This window comes from Escherichia sp. WS1265, assembly GCF_046487585.1.
Taxonomy (GTDB): Bacteria; Pseudomonadota; Gammaproteobacteria; order Enterobacterales; family Enterobacteriaceae; genus Escherichia; species Escherichia coli.
This window is the reverse complement of record NZ_JBJQJE010000005.1, coordinates 163,044-180,141: the sequence shown is the minus strand read 5'-3', so window position 1 is coordinate 180,141 and position 17,098 is coordinate 163,044. Positions and strand designations below refer to the sequence as shown.

Genomic DNA, 17,098 nt, shown 5'->3' with positions numbered 1-17,098 from the left:
CAAGCCAGGAGAATGAAATGACTGATCTGAAAGCAAGCAGCCTGCGTGCACTGAAATTAATGGACCTGACCACCCTGAATGACGACGACACCGACGAGAAAGTAATTGCTCTGTGTCATCAGGCCAAAACCCCGGTCGGCAATACCGCCGCTATCTGTATCTATCCTCGCTTTATCCCGATTGCTCGCAAAACGCTGAAAGAGCAGGGCACCCCGGAAATCCGAATCGCTACGGTAACCAACTTCCCACACGGTAACGATGACATCGAAATCGCGCTGGCAGAAACCCGTGCGGCAATCGCCTACGGTGCAGATGAAGTTGACGTTGTGTTCCCGTACCGCGCGCTGATGGCGGGTAACGAGCAGGTTGGTTTTGACCTGGTGAAAGGCTGTAAAGAGGCTTGCGCGGCAGCGAATGTACTGCTGAAAGTGATCATCGAAACCGGCGAACTGAAAGACGAAGCGCTGATCCGTAAAGCGTCTGAAATCTCCATCAAAGCGGGTGCGGACTTCATCAAAACCTCTACCGGTAAAGTGGCTGTGAACGCGACGCCGGAAAGCGCGCGCATCATGATGGAAGTGATCCGTGATATGGGCGTAGAAAAAACCGTTGGTTTCAAACCGGCGGGCGGCGTGCGTACTGCGGAAGATGCGCAGAAATATCTCGCCATCGCAGATGAACTGTTCGGTGCTGACTGGGCTGATGCGCGTCACTACCGCTTTGGTGCTTCCAGCCTGCTGGCAAGCCTGCTGAAAGCGCTGGGCCACGGCGACGGTAAGAGCGCCAGCAGCTACTAAGTAAGATGCTTTACGCCTGATGCGCTGCGCTTATCAGGCCTACGAGACGTATCTACCCGTAGGCCGGATAAGGCGTAGACGCATCCGGCAAAAGCCGCCTCATACTCTTTTCCTCGGGAGGTTACCTTGTTTCTCGCACAAGAAATTATTCGTAAAAAACGTGATGGTCATGCGCTAAGCGATGAAGAAATTCGTTTCTTTATCAACGGTATTCGCGACAACACTATCTCCGAAGGGCAGATTGCCGCCCTCGCGATGACCATTTTCTTCCACGATATGACAATGCCTGAGCGTGTCTCGCTGACCATGGCGATGCGAGATTCAGGAACCGTTCTCGACTGGAAAAGCCTGCATCTGAATGGCCCGATTGTTGATAAACACTCCACCGGCGGCGTCGGCGATGTGACTTCGCTGATGTTGGGGCCGATGGTCGCAGCCTGCGGCGGCTATATTCCGATGATCTCTGGTCGCGGCCTCGGTCATACTGGCGGTACGCTCGACAAACTGGAATCCATCCCTGGCTTCGACATTTTCCCGGATGACAACCGTTTCCGCGAAATTATTAAAGACGTCGGCGTGGCGATTATCGGCCAGACCAGCTCACTGGCTCCGGCAGATAAACGTTTCTACGCGACCCGCGATATTACTGCAACCGTGGACTCCATCCCGCTGATCACTGCCTCGATCCTGGCGAAGAAACTGGCGGAAGGTCTGGATGCGCTGGTGATGGACGTGAAAGTGGGTAGCGGCGCGTTTATGCCGACCTACGAACTCTCTGAAGCCCTTGCCGAAGCGATTGTTGGCGTGGCTAACGGCGCTGGCGTGCGCACCACCGCGCTGCTCACCGACATGAATCAGGTACTGGCCTCCAGTGCAGGTAACGCGGTTGAAGTTCGTGAAGCGGTGCAGTTCCTGACGGGTGAATATCGTAACCCGCGTCTGTTTGATGTCACGATGGCGCTGTGCGTGGAGATGCTGATCTCCGGCAAACTGGCGAAAGATGACGCCGAAGCGCGCGCGAAATTGCAGGCGGTGCTGGACAACGGTAAAGCGGCAGAAGTCTTTGGTCGTATGGTAGCGGCACAAAAAGGCCCGACCGACTTCGTTGAGAACTACGCGAAGTATCTGCCGACAGCGATGCTGACGAAAGCAGTCTATGCTGATACCGAAGGTTTTGTCAGTGAAATGGATACCCGCGCGCTGGGGATGGCAGTGGTTGCAATGGGCGGCGGTCGTCGTCAGGCATCTGACACCATTGATTACAGCGTCGGCTTTACTGATATGGCGCGTTTGGGCGACCTGGTAGACGGTCAGCGTCCGCTGGCGATTATCCACGCGAAAGACGAAAACAGCTGGCAGGAAGCGGCGAAAGCGGTGAAAGCGGCAATTAAACTTGCCGATAAAGCACCGGAAAGCACACCAACTGTCTATCGCCGTATCAGCGAATAACGGTATACTGATCTGATCATTTAAATTTGAAGCACTGAGTACGGAGAACATATGAAACGTGCATTTATTATGGTGCTGGACTCATTCGGCATCGGCGCTACAGAAGATGCAGAACGCTTTGGTGACGTCGGGGCTGACACCCTGGGTCATATCGCAGAAGCCTGTGCCAAAGGCGAAGCTGATAACGGTCGTAAAGGCCCGCTCAATCTGCCAAATCTGACCCGTCTGGGGCTGGCGAAAGCACACGAAGGTTCTACCGGTTTCATTCCGGTGGGAATGGACGGCAACGCTGAAGTTATCGGCGCGTACGCATGGGCGCACGAAATGTCATCCGGTAAAGATACCCCGTCTGGTCACTGGGAAATCGCCGGTGTCCCGGTTCTGTTTGAGTGGGGATATTTCTCCGATCACGAAAACAGCTTCCCGCAAGAGCTGCTGGATAAACTGGTTGAACGCGCTAATCTGCCGGGTTACCTCGGTAACTGCCACTCTTCCGGTACGGTCATTCTGGATCAGCTGGGCGAAGAGCACATGAAAACCGGCAAGCCGATTTTCTATACCTCCGCTGACTCTGTGTTCCAGATTGCCTGCCACGAAGAAACCTTTGGCCTGGATAAACTCTACGAACTGTGCGAAATCGCCCGTGAAGAGCTGACCAACGGCGGCTACAACATCGGTCGTGTTATCGCTCGTCCGTTTATCGGTGACAAAGCCGGTAACTTCCAGCGTACCGGTAACCGTCACGACCTGGCTGTTGAGCCGCCAGCACCGACCGTGCTGCAGAAACTGGTTGATGAAAAACACGGTCAGGTGGTTTCTGTCGGTAAAATTGCAGACATCTACGCCAACTGCGGTATCACCAAGAAAGTGAAAGCAACTGGCCTGGACGCGCTGTTTGACGCCACCATCAAAGAGATGAAAGAAGCGGGTGATAACACCATCGTCTTCACCAACTTCGTTGACTTCGACTCTTCCTGGGGCCACCGTCGCGACGTCGCCGGTTATGCTGCGGGTCTGGAGCTGTTCGACCGCCGTCTGCCGGAGCTGATGTCTTTGCTGCGCGATGACGACATCCTGATCCTCACTGCTGACCACGGTTGTGATCCGACCTGGACCGGTACTGACCACACGCGTGAACACATTCCGGTACTGGTTTACGGCCCGAAAGTAAAACCGGGTTCACTGGGTCACCGTGAAACCTTCGCGGATATCGGCCAGACTCTGGCAAAATATTTTGGTACTTCTGATATGGAATATGGCAAAGCCATGTTCTGATGGATTTGGGCGGAGCGTTGACTCCGCCTTTGTTATGTCACAAAAAGGATAAAACAATGGCTACCCCACACATTAATGCAGAAATGGGCGATTTCGCTGACGTAGTTTTGATGCCAGGCGACCCGCTGCGTGCGAAGTATATTGCTGAAACTTTCCTTGAAGATGCCCGTGAAGTGAACAACGTTCGCGGTATGCTGGGCTTCACCGGTACTTACAAAGGCCGCAAAATTTCCGTAATGGGTCACGGTATGGGTATCCCGTCCTGCTCCATCTACACCAAAGAACTGATCACCGATTTCGGCGTGAAGAAAATTATCCGCGTGGGTTCCTGTGGCGCAGTTCTGCCGCACGTAAAACTACGCGACGTCGTTATCGGTATGGGTGCCTGCACCGATTCCAAAGTTAACCGCATCCGTTTTAAAGACCATGACTTTGCCGCTATCGCTGACTTTGACATGGTGCGTAACGCGGTAGACGCGGCTAAAGCACTGGGCGTTGATGCTCGCGTGGGTAACCTGTTCTCCGCTGACCTGTTCTACTCTCCGGACGGCGAAATGTTCGACGTGATGGAAAAATACGGCATCCTCGGCGTGGAAATGGAAGCGGCTGGTATCTACGGCGTCGCTGCAGAATTTGGCGCGAAAGCCCTGACCATCTGTACCGTGTCTGACCACATCCGCACTCACGAGCAGACCACTGCCGCTGAGCGTCAGACCACCTTCAACGACATGATCAAAATCGCACTGGAATCCGTTCTGCTGGGCGATAAAGAGTAATTGTGTTTCGCTGAAAGGCGATTGTCGTGTGAAGCCGGAGTGGGAGACTGCTCCGGCTTTTTAGTATCTATTCATCAATAGCAACTGATTTATAGATTTACTATTATTTTTCATATGGATAGAAAATAAAATCCATTCAAGTATCTATTCACGAATCTATTCATTTATGTTCAGCCGTCATCCAGGAAGGGCATATCAGCAACTCTGATGGACAACCATAAATTTCTGCCATTTTGCTTTTGATGTTTGAGCTAAGCCGTTCCGTCTTTTCGATCTGTTTTAGAGAATTAATCGAGATACCTAACATTTTACTTACTTCAGCAAGCGATAATTTATGCCTGATACGCACGGCGGCTAGCCAGGATATACCCTGGCTGAACATTAAATTGATAATCTCCCGTTCCTGGTTCTCCAGATCGATCATATTTCCTTCCTTGGATATTTTAATCAGCGAGTTACCGCACCGCCCCCGCTATCCACGTCGACAACTCCCGTAGCTCTTTTTCCTGTTCCGGGAAGTCAACCAACAGCGCTTCGCACTCTTGTTGCAGCATATCTGCGCGGTACAGGCAGCCTTGCAGTCGTCCGGCGAGGGCTTCCAGCGGCGCGGGGTTGAGGCTATCGGTAAACACCTGGGCGCGGGTGATATGGCCTTTTTCAACGTCGAAATGCAGTTCCACGCCGCCCCAGGTAAAGCGTTCATCCAGCAGATGCGAGAATGCCGGAGCCTGACCGAAGTTCCATTCCCAGCTACTCTGGCGGGCAAAGGTTTCGGCGAAGTTCGGCAAGTCTGGCGTTTTGTCCGGGGAGATGATTTCCGCTTCTACACGCTCGCCATAATGAGCGAAAAAGGCCTCGGTTATGGCCTCGCAAACCTGCTCATGGGTGATCCCCGGCAACAGCTCGGTGAGGTTGGTCACGCGGGAACGTACCGACGTAATGCCTTTCGCCGCCAGTTTCTTTTTATCCGGATTGAGATAGTTTGCCAGGCGGCTAAGGTCGGCATTGAGCAGCAAGGTGCCGTGGTGGAAGCCACGATCTTTGGTTTCGCGATAGGCCGATCCTGAGACTTTGCGGTCGCCTTCGGCGGTTTTCACCACCAGATCGTTACGCCCGGACGCTTCGGCGCTGACGCCAAGCGCGTTCAGCGCATTGAGCACAATCGACGTGGAGATGGTTTTATCGTACTCCGGCTTGCCAGCCATAAAGGTAAAGCAGGTATTGCCGAGATCGTGGAACACCGCGCCGCCACCGCTACTGCGCCGTGCCAGGCGGACGTTATCTTCTTCCATCCGCCGGGTATTACACTCTTTCCACGGGTTCTGCGCGCGACCAATCACTACCGTGTCGGCATTGCGCCAGAGAAACAGAACGCGCTGCGTGGCGGGCATCTGGCGAAAAATACACTCCTCCACCGCCAGGTTAAACCACGGGTCGTAAGAGTCAGAGATGAGCAGGCGTAATGTGGACATAACGATTTCCTTTCTTGTAGTAATGGGTCACTCTTTTTTCTCGCTTTCTTCCTCTTCCGGCACCGGTTTGCTGGCGGTTAACAGGAAGGGCGATTGCTGCCAGCGGGTGCGTTTACCCTGTAGCAGCGTGCGGGTCAGCACTACGCCGATTGCCAGTGAGAGCAGCAACATCAGGCGTAAAATGTTAGTGGTGTTATCCACCTGTTGGGCTTCGGTGGCGAGCGTATGGGTGTCGAGTGTCAGGCGCAGATAGCCGAGCGGTCCGTTTTTACCCGCAATTGGCTCGACAATCTGCTGGTTAAAATAGCCGCCTGCTTTTTTACCGTCGAGCGCCAGCCGGTCGCGCACTTCGACGCTTTCGCCTGAACGGGCGATAAGATCGCCTTGTTCGTCATACACACCCGCGTCGAGGATGCGGCTTTCATCCGTTAACTGATCGAGGATCGCCTGAATGCGTTTTTCATCTGGTGAGTCGGTACGCATCAGCGGTGCAACGTTCAGCGTTACCTGACGCGCCAGGGTGCGGGCCAGTTCTTCCAGCTGTGGATTACGTTGTCGCTGGTGGTTTTGACTAAACCATGACGCTCCCTGCATCAGCGCCACTAACAAGGCAAGACAGAACAGGACAATCACTGCCCGATGCAGCCGGAATTTCAGTTTTGTGCGAGCCATCTTCCACCCTTTGAAAATTTGAGACTTAATGTTGCCAGAAGCAATGGATACAAGGTAGCCTCATGCGTTATTTTCCCTGCTTCGAACGATTTTACAGGAGCCTTAATGCCTAACATTACCTGGTGCGACCTGCCTGAAGATGTCTCTTTATGGCCGGGTCTGCCTCTTTCATTAAGTGGTGATGAAGTGATGCCACTGGATTACCACGCAGGTCGTAGCGGCTGGCTGCTGTATGGTCGTGGGCTGGATAAACAACGCCTGACCCAATACCAGAGCAAACTGGGCGCGGCGATGGTGATTGTTGCCGCCTGGTGCGTGGAAGATTATCAGGTGATTCGTCTGGCAGGTTCACTCACCGCGCGCGCTACGCGCCTGGCCCATGAAGCGCAACTGGATGTCGCGCCGCTGGGGAAAATCCCGCACCTGCGCACGCCGGGTTTGCTGGTGATGGACATGGATTCCACCGCCATCCAGATTGAATGTATTGATGAAATTGCCAAACTGGCCGGAACGGGCGAGATGGTGGCGGAGGTAACCGAACGGGCGATGCGCGGCGAACTCGATTTTACCGCCAGCCTGCGCAGCCGCGTGGCGACGCTGAAAGGCGCTGATGCCAATATTCTGCAACAGGTGCGTGAAAATCTGCCGCTGATGCCAGGCTTAACGCAGCTGGTGCTCAAGCTGGAAACGCTGGGCTGGAAAGTGGCGATTGCCTCCGGCGGCTTTACTTTCTTTGCTGAATACCTGCGCGACAAGCTGCGCCTGACCGCCGTGGTAGCCAATGAACTGGAGATCATGGACGGTAAATTTACCGGCAATGTGATCGGCGACATCGTTGACGCGCAGTACAAAGCGAAAACTCTGACCCGCCTCGCGCAGGAGTATGAAATCCCGCTGGCGCAGACCGTGGCGATTGGCGATGGAGCCAATGACCTGCCGATGATCAAAGCGGCAGGGCTGGGGATTGCCTACCATGCCAAGCCAAAAGTGAATGAAAAGACGGAAGTCACCATCCGTCACGCTGACCTGATGGGGGTATTCTGCATCCTCTCTGGCAGCCTGAATCAGAAGTAATTGCCTGCCCGTCATCCTGCGGGCGGCACAGCATTAACGAGGTACACCGTGGCAAAAGCTCCAAAACGCGCCTTTGTTTGTAATGAATGCGGGGCCGATTATCCGCGCTGGCAGGGGCAGTGCAGTGCCTGTCATGCCTGGAACACCATCACCGAGGTGCGTCTTGCTGCGTCGCCAACGGTGGCGCGTAACGAGCGTCTCAGTGGCTATGCCGGTAGCGCCGGGGTGGCAAAAGTCCAGAAACTCTCCGACATCAGCCTTGAAGAGCTGCCGCGTTTTTCCACCGGATTTAAAGAGTTCGACCGCGTATTAGGCGGCGGCGTGGTACCGGGAAGTGCCATTCTGATTGGCGGTAACCCAGGCGCGGGGAAATCCACGCTGTTGCTGCAAACGCTGTGCAAACTGGCCCAGCAGATGAAAACGCTGTATGTCACCGGCGAAGAGTCGCTGCAACAGGTGGCAATGCGCGCTCATCGCCTTGGCCTGCCGACTGACAATCTCAATATGTTGTCGGAAACCAGCATCGAGCAGATCTGCCTGATTGCTGAAGAAGAGCAACCGAAGCTGATGGTAATTGACTCCATCCAGGTGATGCATATGGCGGATGTACAGTCATCGCCTGGTAGCGTGGCGCAGGTGCGTGAAACGGCGGCTTATTTGACACGCTTCGCCAAAACGCGCGGTGTGGCGATTGTCATGGTTGGACACGTAACCAAAGATGGCTCGCTGGCGGGCCCTAAAGTGCTGGAACACTGTATCGACTGTTCGGTGCTTTTGGATGGCGATGCCGACTCCCGTTTTCGCACCTTGCGCAGCCATAAAAACCGCTTCGGCGCGGTGAATGAGCTGGGCGTCTTCGCGATGACCGAACAGGGGCTGCGTGAAGTCAGCAACCCTTCGGCAATTTTCTTAAGTCGCGGAGATGAAGTGACCTCCGGCAGCTCCGTGATGGTGGTGTGGGAAGGAACGCGTCCGTTGCTGGTGGAGATTCAGGCGCTGGTCGATCACTCGATGATGGCGAATCCGCGCCGCGTGGCGGTAGGTCTGGAGCAAAACCGTCTGGCAATCCTGCTGGCTGTCTTGCACCGTCACGGTGGTCTGCAAATGGCCGATCAGGATGTATTTGTGAACGTGGTCGGTGGTGTGAAGGTAACCGAAACCAGTGCCGACTTAGCGTTACTGCTGGCGATGGTTTCCAGCCTGCGTGACAGACCGCTACCGCAGGATCTGGTGGTGTTTGGTGAAGTCGGGCTGGCAGGGGAGATCCGCCCGGTGCCCAGCGGTCAGGAGCGAATCTCTGAAGCGGCGAAACACGGTTTTCGCCGGGCGATTGTTCCGGCGGCTAACGTGCCGAAAAAAGCGCCGGAAGGGATGCAGATTTTTGGCGTTAAAAAACTCTCCGACGCGCTTAGCGTGTTCGACGACTTATAATGAGAGATACGGAGGGAGATATGTCGTCATTTGATTACCTGAAAACTGCCATCAAGCAACAGGGCTGCACGTTACAGCAGGTAGCTGATGCCAGCGGTATGACCAAAGGGTATTTAAGCCAGTTACTGAATGCCAAAATTAAAAGCCCCAGCGCGCAAAAGCTGGAGGCGTTGCACCGTTTTTTGGGGCTTGAATTTCCCCGGCAGAAGAAAACCATTGGTGTCGTATTCGGTAAGTTCTACCCGCTGCATACCGGACATATCTACCTTATCCAGCGCGCCTGTAGCCAGGTTGACGAGCTGCATATCATTATGGGTTTTGACGATACCCGCGACCGCGCGTTGTTTGAAGACAGCGCCATGTCGCAGCAGCCCACGGTGCCGGATCGTCTGCGCTGGTTATTGCAAACTTTTAAATATCAGAAAAATATTCGCATTCATGCTTTCAACGAAGAGGGCATGGAGCCGTATCCGCATGGCTGGGATGTGTGGAGCAACGGCATCAAAAAGTTTATGGCTGAAAAGGGGATCCAGCCGGACCTGATCTACACCTCGGAAGAAGCCGATGCGCCACAGTATATGGAACATCTGGGGATCGAGACGGTACTGGTCGATCCGAAACGTACCTTTATGAGTATCAGCGGTGCGCAGATCCGCGAAAACCCGTTCCGCTACTGGGAATATATTCCTACGGAAGTGAAGCCGTTCTTTGTGCGTACCGTGGCGATCCTTGGCGGCGAGTCGAGCGGTAAATCCACCCTGGTAAACAAACTTGCCAATATCTTCAATACCACCAGTGCGTGGGAATATGGTCGCGATTATGTCTTTTCACACCTCGGCGGTGATGAGATCGCATTGCAGTATTCCGACTACGATAAAATCGCGCTGGGCCACGCACAATACATTGATTTTGCAGTGAAATACGCCAATAAAGTGGCGTTTATTGACACTGATTTTGTCACTACCCAGGCGTTCTGCAAAAAGTACGAAGGGCGTGAGCATCCGTTCGTGCAGGCGTTGATTGATGAATACCGTTTCGATCTGGTGATCCTGCTGGAGAACAACACGCCGTGGGTGGCGGATGGTTTACGCAGCCTCGGCAGTTCGGTGGATCGCAAAGAGTTCCAGAACTTGCTGGTGGAGATGCTGGAAGAGAACAATATCGAATTCGTGCGGGTTGAAGAGGACGATTATGACAGCCGTTTCCTGCGCTGCGTGGAGCTGGTGCGGGAGATGATGGGGGAGCAGAGATAACCGCGATGAAACGGCTCAAAGGCGAGGTATAAAATAAGTTTTTTGATGAGTTGAAAACCTTTCTGGAAGAGGCTGTCGAGATTAAACAAGGTTTGAAAAAACCTGCACGGGTGACCCGCTACGAAATTGCGGATACTAAGGCTGTTGTAGGCCGGAAAAGGCGTTCACGCCGTATCCGGCATTCGGTGCTCAATGCCTGATGCGACGCTTACCGCGTCTTATCAGGCCTGGAGATTCACAACGTATTGAAATTTCTTGGTTTGTAGGCCGGATAAGGCGTTCACGCCGCATCCGGCATTTTACGCATTACTTCGCAATACGCTTGTACTTGATACGCTTCGGCTCCAGTGCGTCTGCGCCCAGCGTGCGTTTCTTGTACTCTTCGTACTCAGTAAAGTTACCTTCGAAGAACTCAACTTTACCTTCATCCTGGTAGTCCAGGATGTGCGTGGCGATACGGTCGAGGAACCAACGGTCGTGCGAGATAACCATCGCACAGCCCGGGAACTCCAGCAGGGCGTTTTCCAGCGCGCGCAGGGTTTCGATATCCAGGTCGTTGGTTGGTTCGTCGAGCAGCAGCATGTTGCCGCCAACCTGCAGCAGCTTCGCCAGATGCAGACGACCGCGCTCACCACCGGAAAGTTCACCAACGCGTTTACCCTGATCAACCCCTTTAAAGTTAAAGCGGCCAACGTAGGCGCGGCTTGGCATCTCGGTGTTGCCGATCTTCATAATATCCAGCCCGCCGGAAACTTCTTCCCAAACGGTTTTGCTGTTATCCATTGAGTCACGGAACTGATCAACCGATGCCAGTTTCACCGTTTCACCTAAAGTGATGGTGCCGCTGTCCGGCTGTTCCTGACCAGAGATCATACGGAACAGGGTCGATTTACCCGCGCCGTTCGGACCGATGATCCCGACGATTGCCCCTTTCGGGATCGAGAAGCTCAGGTCATCAATCAGCAGGCGATCACCGTAGGATTTACGCAGATTGCTGACTTCCAGCACTTTATCGCCCAGACGCGGTCCAGGTGGAATAAACAGTTCGTTGGTTTCGTTACGTTTCTGATATTCGGTGCTGTTCAGCTCTTCAAAGCGTGCCAGACGTGCTTTACCTTTCGACTGGCGGCCTTTAGTTCCCTGACGTACCCACTCCAGCTCTTTCTCGATCGACTTACGACGCGCCGCTTCTTGTGAAGCTTCCTGCGCCAGGCGCTGATCTTTCTGCTCCAGCCAGGAGGAGTAGTTGCCTTCCCACGGAATACCTTCACCGCGGTCAAGTTCGAGGATCCAGCCTGCAACGTTATCGAGGAAGTAACGGTCGTGGGTAATCGCCACCACGGTGCCCTCGAAGTCGTGCAGGAAGCGTTCCAGCCAGGCCACGGATTCGGCATCCAGGTGGTTGGTCGGTTCGTCGAGCAGCAGCATGTCTGGTTTTTCCAGCAGCAGGCGGCACAACGCTACGCGACGACGCTCACCACCGGAGAGGTTAGCGATTTTCGCGTCCCAGTCCGGCAGACGTAGCGCATCCGCCGCACGCTCCAGCTGTACGTTCAGGTTATGACCGTCGTGAGCCTGAATGATCTCTTCCAGACGGCCTTGTTCAGCGGCCAGCTTGTCAAAATCGGCATCCGGATCGGCGTACAGCGCATACACTTCATCCAGGCGTTTCAGGGCGTTAACCACTTCAGAAACCGCTTCTTCAATGGACTCACGCACGGTGTGTTCCGGGGTCAGCTGCGGTTCCTGCGGCAGGTAACCAATCTTGATGTCTGGCTGCGGACGCGCTTCACCTTCGATGTCTTTATCAATGCCCGCCATAATGCGCAGCAGGGTAGACTTACCCGCGCCGTTCAGACCCAGGACACCAATTTTTGCCCCAGGGAAGAAACTCAGAGAGATGTTTTTCAAAATATGACGTTTCGGCGGAACAACTTTGCCGACACGATGCATGGTATAAACGAATTGAGCCACGTTGGACTTCGCCTCTATGTTTATCGTGATGATGAGTTTTCAAAGGCGAAGTGTAGCCTTTTTCCCCGCCTAATCCCAGTTGGTCGATCACCTTCGCAGTAAAAGTAAAAAAGTGTCCGTAACGTGGCGTAAACGGCAATGACTGGTTAGCATAAATCTATTACGCGGCATGACGCTGCATTGATGTATTTACACTTAGAGGATGCGCTTGTGGAAAAAGCCAAACAAGTTACCTGGCGGCTGTTGGCTGCCGGTGTCTGTCTGCTGACGGTCAGCAGCGTGGCGCGAGCCGACTCACTGGATGAGCAGCGTAGCCGTTACGCGCAAATCAAGCAGGCCTGGGATAATCGACAAATGGATGTGGTCGAACAAATGATGCCTGGACTGAAGGATTATCCGCTTTATCCCTACCTGGAATACCGCCAGATCACCGATGATCTGATGAATCAACCGGCGGTGACGGTCACTAACTTTGTTCGCGCTAACCCCACGCTTCCTCCCGCTCGCACGCTGCAATCTCGTTTCGTCAATGAACTGGCGCGGCGTGAAGACTGGCGTGGCTTGTTAGCCTTTAGCCCGGAAAAGCCCGGAACTACCGAAGCGCAATGTAATTACTACTATGCGAAATGGAACACCGGGCAAAGTGAAGAAGCCTGGCAAGGGGCGAAAGAGCTGTGGCTAACCGGCAAGAGCCAGCCTAACGCCTGTGACAAGTTATTTAGCGTCTGGCGTGCGTCAGGTAAACAAGATCCGCTGGCTTATTTAGAGCGTATCCGTCTGGCGATGAAAGCGGGTAACACTGGCCTGGTAACAGTGCTGGCAGGGCAGATGCCTGCCGATTACCAGACTATCGCCTCGGCAATCATTTCACTGGCGAACAACCCTAATACGGTACTGACCTTCGCGCGTACAACCGGAGCGACCGATTTTACCCGTCAAATGGCGGCGGTGGCGTTTGCCAGTGTGGCGCGGCAGGATGCTGAAAATGCACGGCTGATGATCCCGTCGCTTGCCCAGGCGCAGCAGCTTAATGAAGATCATATTCAGGAGCTGCGCGATATCGTCGCCTGGCGTTTGATGGGCAACGATGTCACCGACGAGCAGGCGAAATGGCGCGATGACGCCATTATGCGCTCGCAATCCACGTCGTTGATTGAACGCCGTGTGCGAATGGCACTTGGCACCGGCGATCGTCGCGGCCTGAATACCTGGCTGGCGCGTCTGCCGATGGAAGCAAAAGAGAAAGATGAATGGCGTTACTGGCAGGCGGATTTATTGCTGGAACGCGGACGTGAAGCTGAAGCGAAAGAGATTTTGCATCAACTCATGCAACAGCGTGGTTTCTACCCGATGGTTGCAGCACAACGCATCGGAGAAGAGTATGAGCTGAAGATTGATAAAGCGCCGCAGAATGTTGACAGCGCCCTGACTCAGGGGCCGGAGATGGCGCGCGTGCGCGAGTTGATGTACTGGAATCTCGATAACACCGCGCGTAGCGAGTGGGCCAATCTGGTGAAGAGCAAGTCAAAAACAGAGCAGGCTCAACTGGCTCGGTATGCTTTCAATAACCAATGGTGGGATCTTAGCGTTCAGGCAACGATCGCCGGGAAGCTTTGGGATCATCTGGAAGAGCGATTCCCGCTGGCTTACAACGATCTTTTCAAACGTTACACCAGTGGGAAAGAGATCCCGCAAAGCTATGCGATGGCGATTGCCCGTCAGGAGAGCGCCTGGAATCCGAAAGTGAAATCACCGGTAGGGGCCAGCGGCCTGATGCAGATTATGCCTGGTACAGCGACCCATACGGTGAAGATGTTCTCTATTCCTGGTTATAGCAGCCCTGGGCAATTGCTGGATCCGGAAACGAATATCAACATTGGCACCAGTTACCTGCAATATGTTTATCAGCAGTTTGGCAATAACCGTATTTTCTCCTCAGCAGCTTATAACGCCGGACCTGGACGGGTGCGAACCTGGCTTGGCAACAGCGCCGGGCGTATCGACGCTGTGGCATTTGTCGAGAGTATTCCGTTCTCCGAGACGCGCGGTTATGTGAAGAACGTGCTGGCTTATGACGCTTACTACCGCTATTTCATGGGGGATAAACCGACGTTGATGAGCGCCACGGAATGGGGACGTCGTTACTGATCCGCACGTTTATGATATGCTATCGTACTCTTTAGCGAGTACAACCGGGGGAGGCATTTTGCTTCCCCCGCTAACAATGGCGACATATTATGGCCCAACAATCACCCTATTCAGCAGCGATGGCAGAACAGCGTCACCAGGAGTGGTTACGTTTTGTCGACCTGCTTAAGAATGCCTACCAAAACGATCTCCATTTACCGTTGTTAAACCTGATGCTGACGCCAGATGAGCGCGAAGCGTTGGGGACTCGCGTGCGTATTGTCGAAGAGCTGTTGCGCGGCGAAATGAGCCAGCGTGAGTTAAAAAATGAACTTGGCGCGGGCATCGCGACGATTACGCGTGGATCTAACAGCCTGAAAGCCGCGCCCGTTGAGCTGCGCCAGTGGCTGGAAGAGGTGTTGCTGAAAAGCGATTGATTTTGTAGGCCTGATAAGACGCGGCAGCGTCGCATCAGGCATCGTGCACCGAATGCCGGATGCGGCGTGAACGCCTTATCCGTCCTACAATGCCTGATACACGGCATTATGAAACGGACTCAGCGCCAGGATCACCGCCTGGTGATAGACGCTGGCGCGGGTGAGTTTCCCGGCGGTAAACACGCCGATCGCCCCTTCCTTACGACCAATCTCATCAATACCGGTATAACGCGACATCACGGGGCCGAGCGCCTCGCCTTCACGCACTTTTTCCAGAATCACCGCAGGCAACGGCAAAGTAGCCGAACGCGCCTCGCCGCGCTGGCTGACGTTTTCAATCACCACCCAACTGAAAGTGCTGTCACCATCGATGCCAGCTTCAATCGCCACCCAAAAATCAGCCTCTGGAAGTAAACGGCGGGCATTTGCTACCCGATTTCGTGCGCCAGCGCGCGTTTCCTCACTGCCAAAGGGTTGTTCCGGTACACCGCTCTCGACGGCAACGGATGCAATATGGCAGGATCCTTCGCCGAAGATCTCGTGAAATGCCTGCAGAATGGCCTGAATTTTAGCGGGATTGGTGGTCGCACAGACAACTTGGTGCATAATCAGCATTACTCAGAAAATTAACGTTACAGCAGTATACGGAAAAAAAGCATGTTACAGGTATACCTAGTCCGCCACGGTGAAACGCAGTGGAACGCCGAGCGACGTATTCAGGGCCAGTCTGACAGCCCGCTGACCGCCAAAGGTGAGCAACAGGCGATGCAGGTGGCAACCCGTGCCAAAGAGCTTGGCATTACGCATATCATCAGTAGCGATTTAGGACGCACCCGGCGTACGGCGGAAATCATCGCCCAGGCCTGCGGCTGTGACATCATCTTTGATTCTCGCCTGCGTGAATTAAACATGGGTGTGCTGGAAAAAAGACATATCGATTCTCTGACCGAAGAAGAAGAGAACTGGCGTCGGCAGCTGGTCAATGGCACCGTTGACGGGCGTATTCCTGAAGGCGAGTCAATGCAGGAGCTCAGCGATCGCGTCAATGCGGCACTGGAATCTTGCCGGGACTTACCGCAGGGAAGCCGACCGCTGCTGGTGAGTCATGGTATTGCACTGGGATGCCTGGTGAGTACGATTCTCGGATTACCAGCATGGGCAGAGCGCCGCTTACGTCTGCGTAACTGTTCTATTTCGCGCGTGGATTATCAGGAAAGCCTGTGGCTGGCGTCTGGCTGGGTTGTTGAAACCGCAGGGGACATCTCGCATCTGGACGCCCCTGCATTAGATGAGTTGCAGCGTTAACGACGGATCGGAATCAGCAGTTCACAGCGCAGATTAATTGGGCGATCTCCTGCTTTGGCATCTTCTGCCGGGTAGTATCGCTCAATATCCTGACCTTTACGGCGCGTCAGGTTAAGCATTGGCATGCATGTTCCATATACCGTCAGGATAAACTCCTGCACGCCGGTTCCCAGACCTTCATAGGTAAACATCACATATTCGCCGCCCTGCAGCATCACCGGATGCCCCGTCAGTACATAGCCATCTGCCTGATCCTGGGCTAACGCGGTGGTATAGAATACTTCTTGTTCGTCGTCTTTATCCTGACTCGGACGCGTTTCATTCAGGCCGTAGAGCACCGGCGGAATGGTCGGCGCGTTGCCGAGAAAATCGTGCCAGAACTGATAACGCATTTCATGGCGGAAATCAGAGATTTGCTCCAGCGAACAGGAGTAGCTCTGGGTAACACCAATCAGCGGCGTATCTTCCAGGGTGACAAATTTGTGCTCTGGCATAGTGAATTCACCCAGACGTAGCGGCGGGCGAATACCAAAGGCGCTCCATTCAGGAGAACGGCGGTAAAGTGCAGGAGTCTGGGCAAACTGCTTCTTGAATGCGCGGGTAAATGTCTGTTGAGAGTCGAAGCGGTATTGCAGCGCGATGTCCAGAATCGGACGCGCAGTCAGGCGTAGTGCGACCGCCGATTTCGACAAACGACGAGCACGAATATACGCGCCAATAGCATGGCCAGTGACATCTTTAAACATTCTCTGTAAGTGCCACTTGGAATAACCTGCTTTCGCCGCTACATTGTCGAGCGACAGGGGCTGATCCAGATGACCTTCCAGCCAGATTAAAAGGTCGCGAATAATGCCGGCCTGATCCATAAAATATCCTCATCCTTTCAACAACGAGCACCTGACATCAGGTAATTGGATAATAGCATTTTTTGCTGTTTTAGCATTCAGTGTTTTTTTCTTAGTAGAGTATGTTTTAGGGCTTGACGGAAATAAAAGTATTGAGATTTTGTTCTTAATCAATATGTTATTTACCGTGACGAACTAATTGCTCTTGTAA

At 53.8% G+C, this 17,098-nt stretch carries 16 protein-coding genes; 10 read left to right on the top strand and 6 right to left on the bottom strand.

Features of this window, described 5'->3' with window-relative positions; genetic code table 11:
• Positions 1-17: 17 nt before the first annotated feature.
• From deoC to deoD, 4 genes are all read left to right on the top strand, one after another.
• Positions 18-797, top strand: a complete 780-nt coding sequence (gene deoC, locus ACJHX3_RS07300) for a deoxyribose-phosphate aldolase (RefSeq protein ID WP_094308578.1) — start codon at positions 18-20, stop codon at positions 795-797.
• A 126-nt stretch (positions 798-923) separates the two neighbouring features.
• Positions 924-2,246: a thymidine phosphorylase gene (gene deoA, locus ACJHX3_RS07295; RefSeq protein ID WP_410236133.1), complete on the top strand. Its 1,323-nt coding sequence runs from the start codon at positions 924-926 to the stop codon at positions 2,244-2,246.
• Between the two features lie 51 nt (positions 2,247-2,297).
• The gene (gene deoB / locus ACJHX3_RS07290) at positions 2,298-3,521 is read left to right on the top strand and encodes a phosphopentomutase (protein WP_032186796.1); all 1,224 of its coding nucleotides are present in this window, start codon (positions 2,298-2,300) and stop codon (positions 3,519-3,521) included.
• Between the two features lie 56 nt (positions 3,522-3,577).
• Positions 3,578-4,297: a purine-nucleoside phosphorylase gene (gene deoD, locus ACJHX3_RS07285; protein ID WP_000224879.1), complete on the top strand. Its 720-nt coding sequence runs from the start codon at positions 3,578-3,580 to the stop codon at positions 4,295-4,297.
• A gap of 160 nt (positions 4,298-4,457) precedes the next feature.
• On the opposite strand, the gene ACJHX3_RS07280 is transcribed toward deoD, so the two are convergent.
• From ACJHX3_RS07280 to ACJHX3_RS07270, 3 genes are read right to left on the bottom strand one after another with little or no spacing between them, the layout of a single operon-like run.
• On the bottom strand, positions 4,458-4,721 hold the full coding sequence (locus tag ACJHX3_RS07280) for a helix-turn-helix domain-containing protein (protein WP_000566141.1): 264 nt from the start codon (positions 4,719-4,721) through the stop codon (positions 4,458-4,460).
• Between the two features lie 31 nt (positions 4,722-4,752).
• Positions 4,753-5,769 (bottom strand): lipoate--protein ligase LplA, encoded by a 1,017-nt coding sequence (lplA, locus tag ACJHX3_RS07275; protein ID WP_000105851.1) that lies wholly within the window; start codon positions 5,767-5,769, stop codon positions 4,753-4,755.
• A 27-nt stretch (positions 5,770-5,796) separates the two neighbouring features.
• Positions 5,797-6,441 carry a YtjB family periplasmic protein gene (locus tag ACJHX3_RS07270; protein WP_000124615.1) on the bottom strand — a complete coding sequence of 215 codons (645 nt, stop codon included), beginning with the start codon at positions 6,439-6,441 and terminating at the stop codon, positions 5,797-5,799.
• A 105-nt stretch (positions 6,442-6,546) separates the two neighbouring features.
• On the opposite strand from ACJHX3_RS07270, the gene serB reads away from it, so the two are divergent.
• From serB to nadR, 3 genes are read left to right on the top strand one after another with little or no spacing between them, the layout of a single operon-like run.
• Complete coding sequence (gene serB, locus ACJHX3_RS07265; protein ID WP_001132956.1) at positions 6,547-7,515, top strand: phosphoserine phosphatase; 969 nt, start codon at positions 6,547-6,549, stop codon at positions 7,513-7,515.
• A 48-nt stretch (positions 7,516-7,563) separates the two neighbouring features.
• Positions 7,564-8,946 (top strand): DNA repair protein RadA, encoded by a 1,383-nt coding sequence (gene radA / locus ACJHX3_RS07260; protein WP_001029698.1) that lies wholly within the window; start codon positions 7,564-7,566, stop codon positions 8,944-8,946.
• Positions 8,947-8,966: 20 nt separating this feature from the next.
• Positions 8,967-10,199 (top strand): multifunctional transcriptional regulator/nicotinamide-nucleotide adenylyltransferase/ribosylnicotinamide kinase NadR, encoded by a 1,233-nt coding sequence (nadR, locus tag ACJHX3_RS07255; RefSeq protein WP_000093813.1) that lies wholly within the window; start codon positions 8,967-8,969, stop codon positions 10,197-10,199.
• Positions 10,200-10,505: 306 nt separating this feature from the next.
• On the opposite strand, the gene ettA is transcribed toward nadR, so the two are convergent.
• A complete protein-coding gene (ettA, locus tag ACJHX3_RS07250) occupies positions 10,506-12,173 on the bottom strand; it encodes an energy-dependent translational throttle protein EttA (RefSeq protein ID WP_094308579.1) in 1,668 nt (555 codons plus the stop codon).
• 210 nt (positions 12,174-12,383) lie between these two features.
• Between ettA and sltY the strand changes: the two genes are divergently transcribed.
• Together sltY and trpR are read left to right on the top strand one after the other, a co-directional pair.
• Positions 12,384-14,321, top strand: a complete 1,938-nt coding sequence (gene sltY, locus ACJHX3_RS07245) for a murein transglycosylase (RefSeq protein WP_000409442.1) — start codon at positions 12,384-12,386, stop codon at positions 14,319-14,321.
• A gap of 89 nt (positions 14,322-14,410) precedes the next feature.
• Positions 14,411-14,737: a trp operon repressor gene (gene trpR, locus ACJHX3_RS07240; protein WP_000068679.1), complete on the top strand. Its 327-nt coding sequence runs from the start codon at positions 14,411-14,413 to the stop codon at positions 14,735-14,737.
• Positions 14,738-14,821: 84 nt separating this feature from the next.
• On the opposite strand, the gene yjjX is transcribed toward trpR, so the two are convergent.
• Positions 14,822-15,343, bottom strand: a complete 522-nt coding sequence (gene yjjX / locus ACJHX3_RS07235; RefSeq protein WP_094308585.1) for an inosine/xanthosine triphosphatase — start codon at positions 15,341-15,343, stop codon at positions 14,822-14,824.
• Positions 15,344-15,394: 51 nt separating this feature from the next.
• Here yjjX and gpmB point away from each other — a divergent pair, with 51 nt between their 5' ends.
• Positions 15,395-16,042 carry a 2,3-diphosphoglycerate-dependent phosphoglycerate mutase GpmB gene (gene gpmB / locus ACJHX3_RS07230; protein ID WP_000942344.1) on the top strand — a complete coding sequence of 216 codons (648 nt, stop codon included), beginning with the start codon at positions 15,395-15,397 and terminating at the stop codon, positions 16,040-16,042.
• Here gpmB and robA read toward each other — a convergent pair.
• Positions 16,039-16,908: an MDR efflux pump AcrAB transcriptional activator RobA gene (gene robA, locus ACJHX3_RS07225; protein WP_000371666.1), complete on the bottom strand. Its 870-nt coding sequence runs from the start codon at positions 16,906-16,908 to the stop codon at positions 16,039-16,041. The two genes, gpmB and robA, sit on opposite strands and share 4 nt — an antisense overlap.
• Positions 16,909-17,098: the final 190 nt, after the last annotated feature.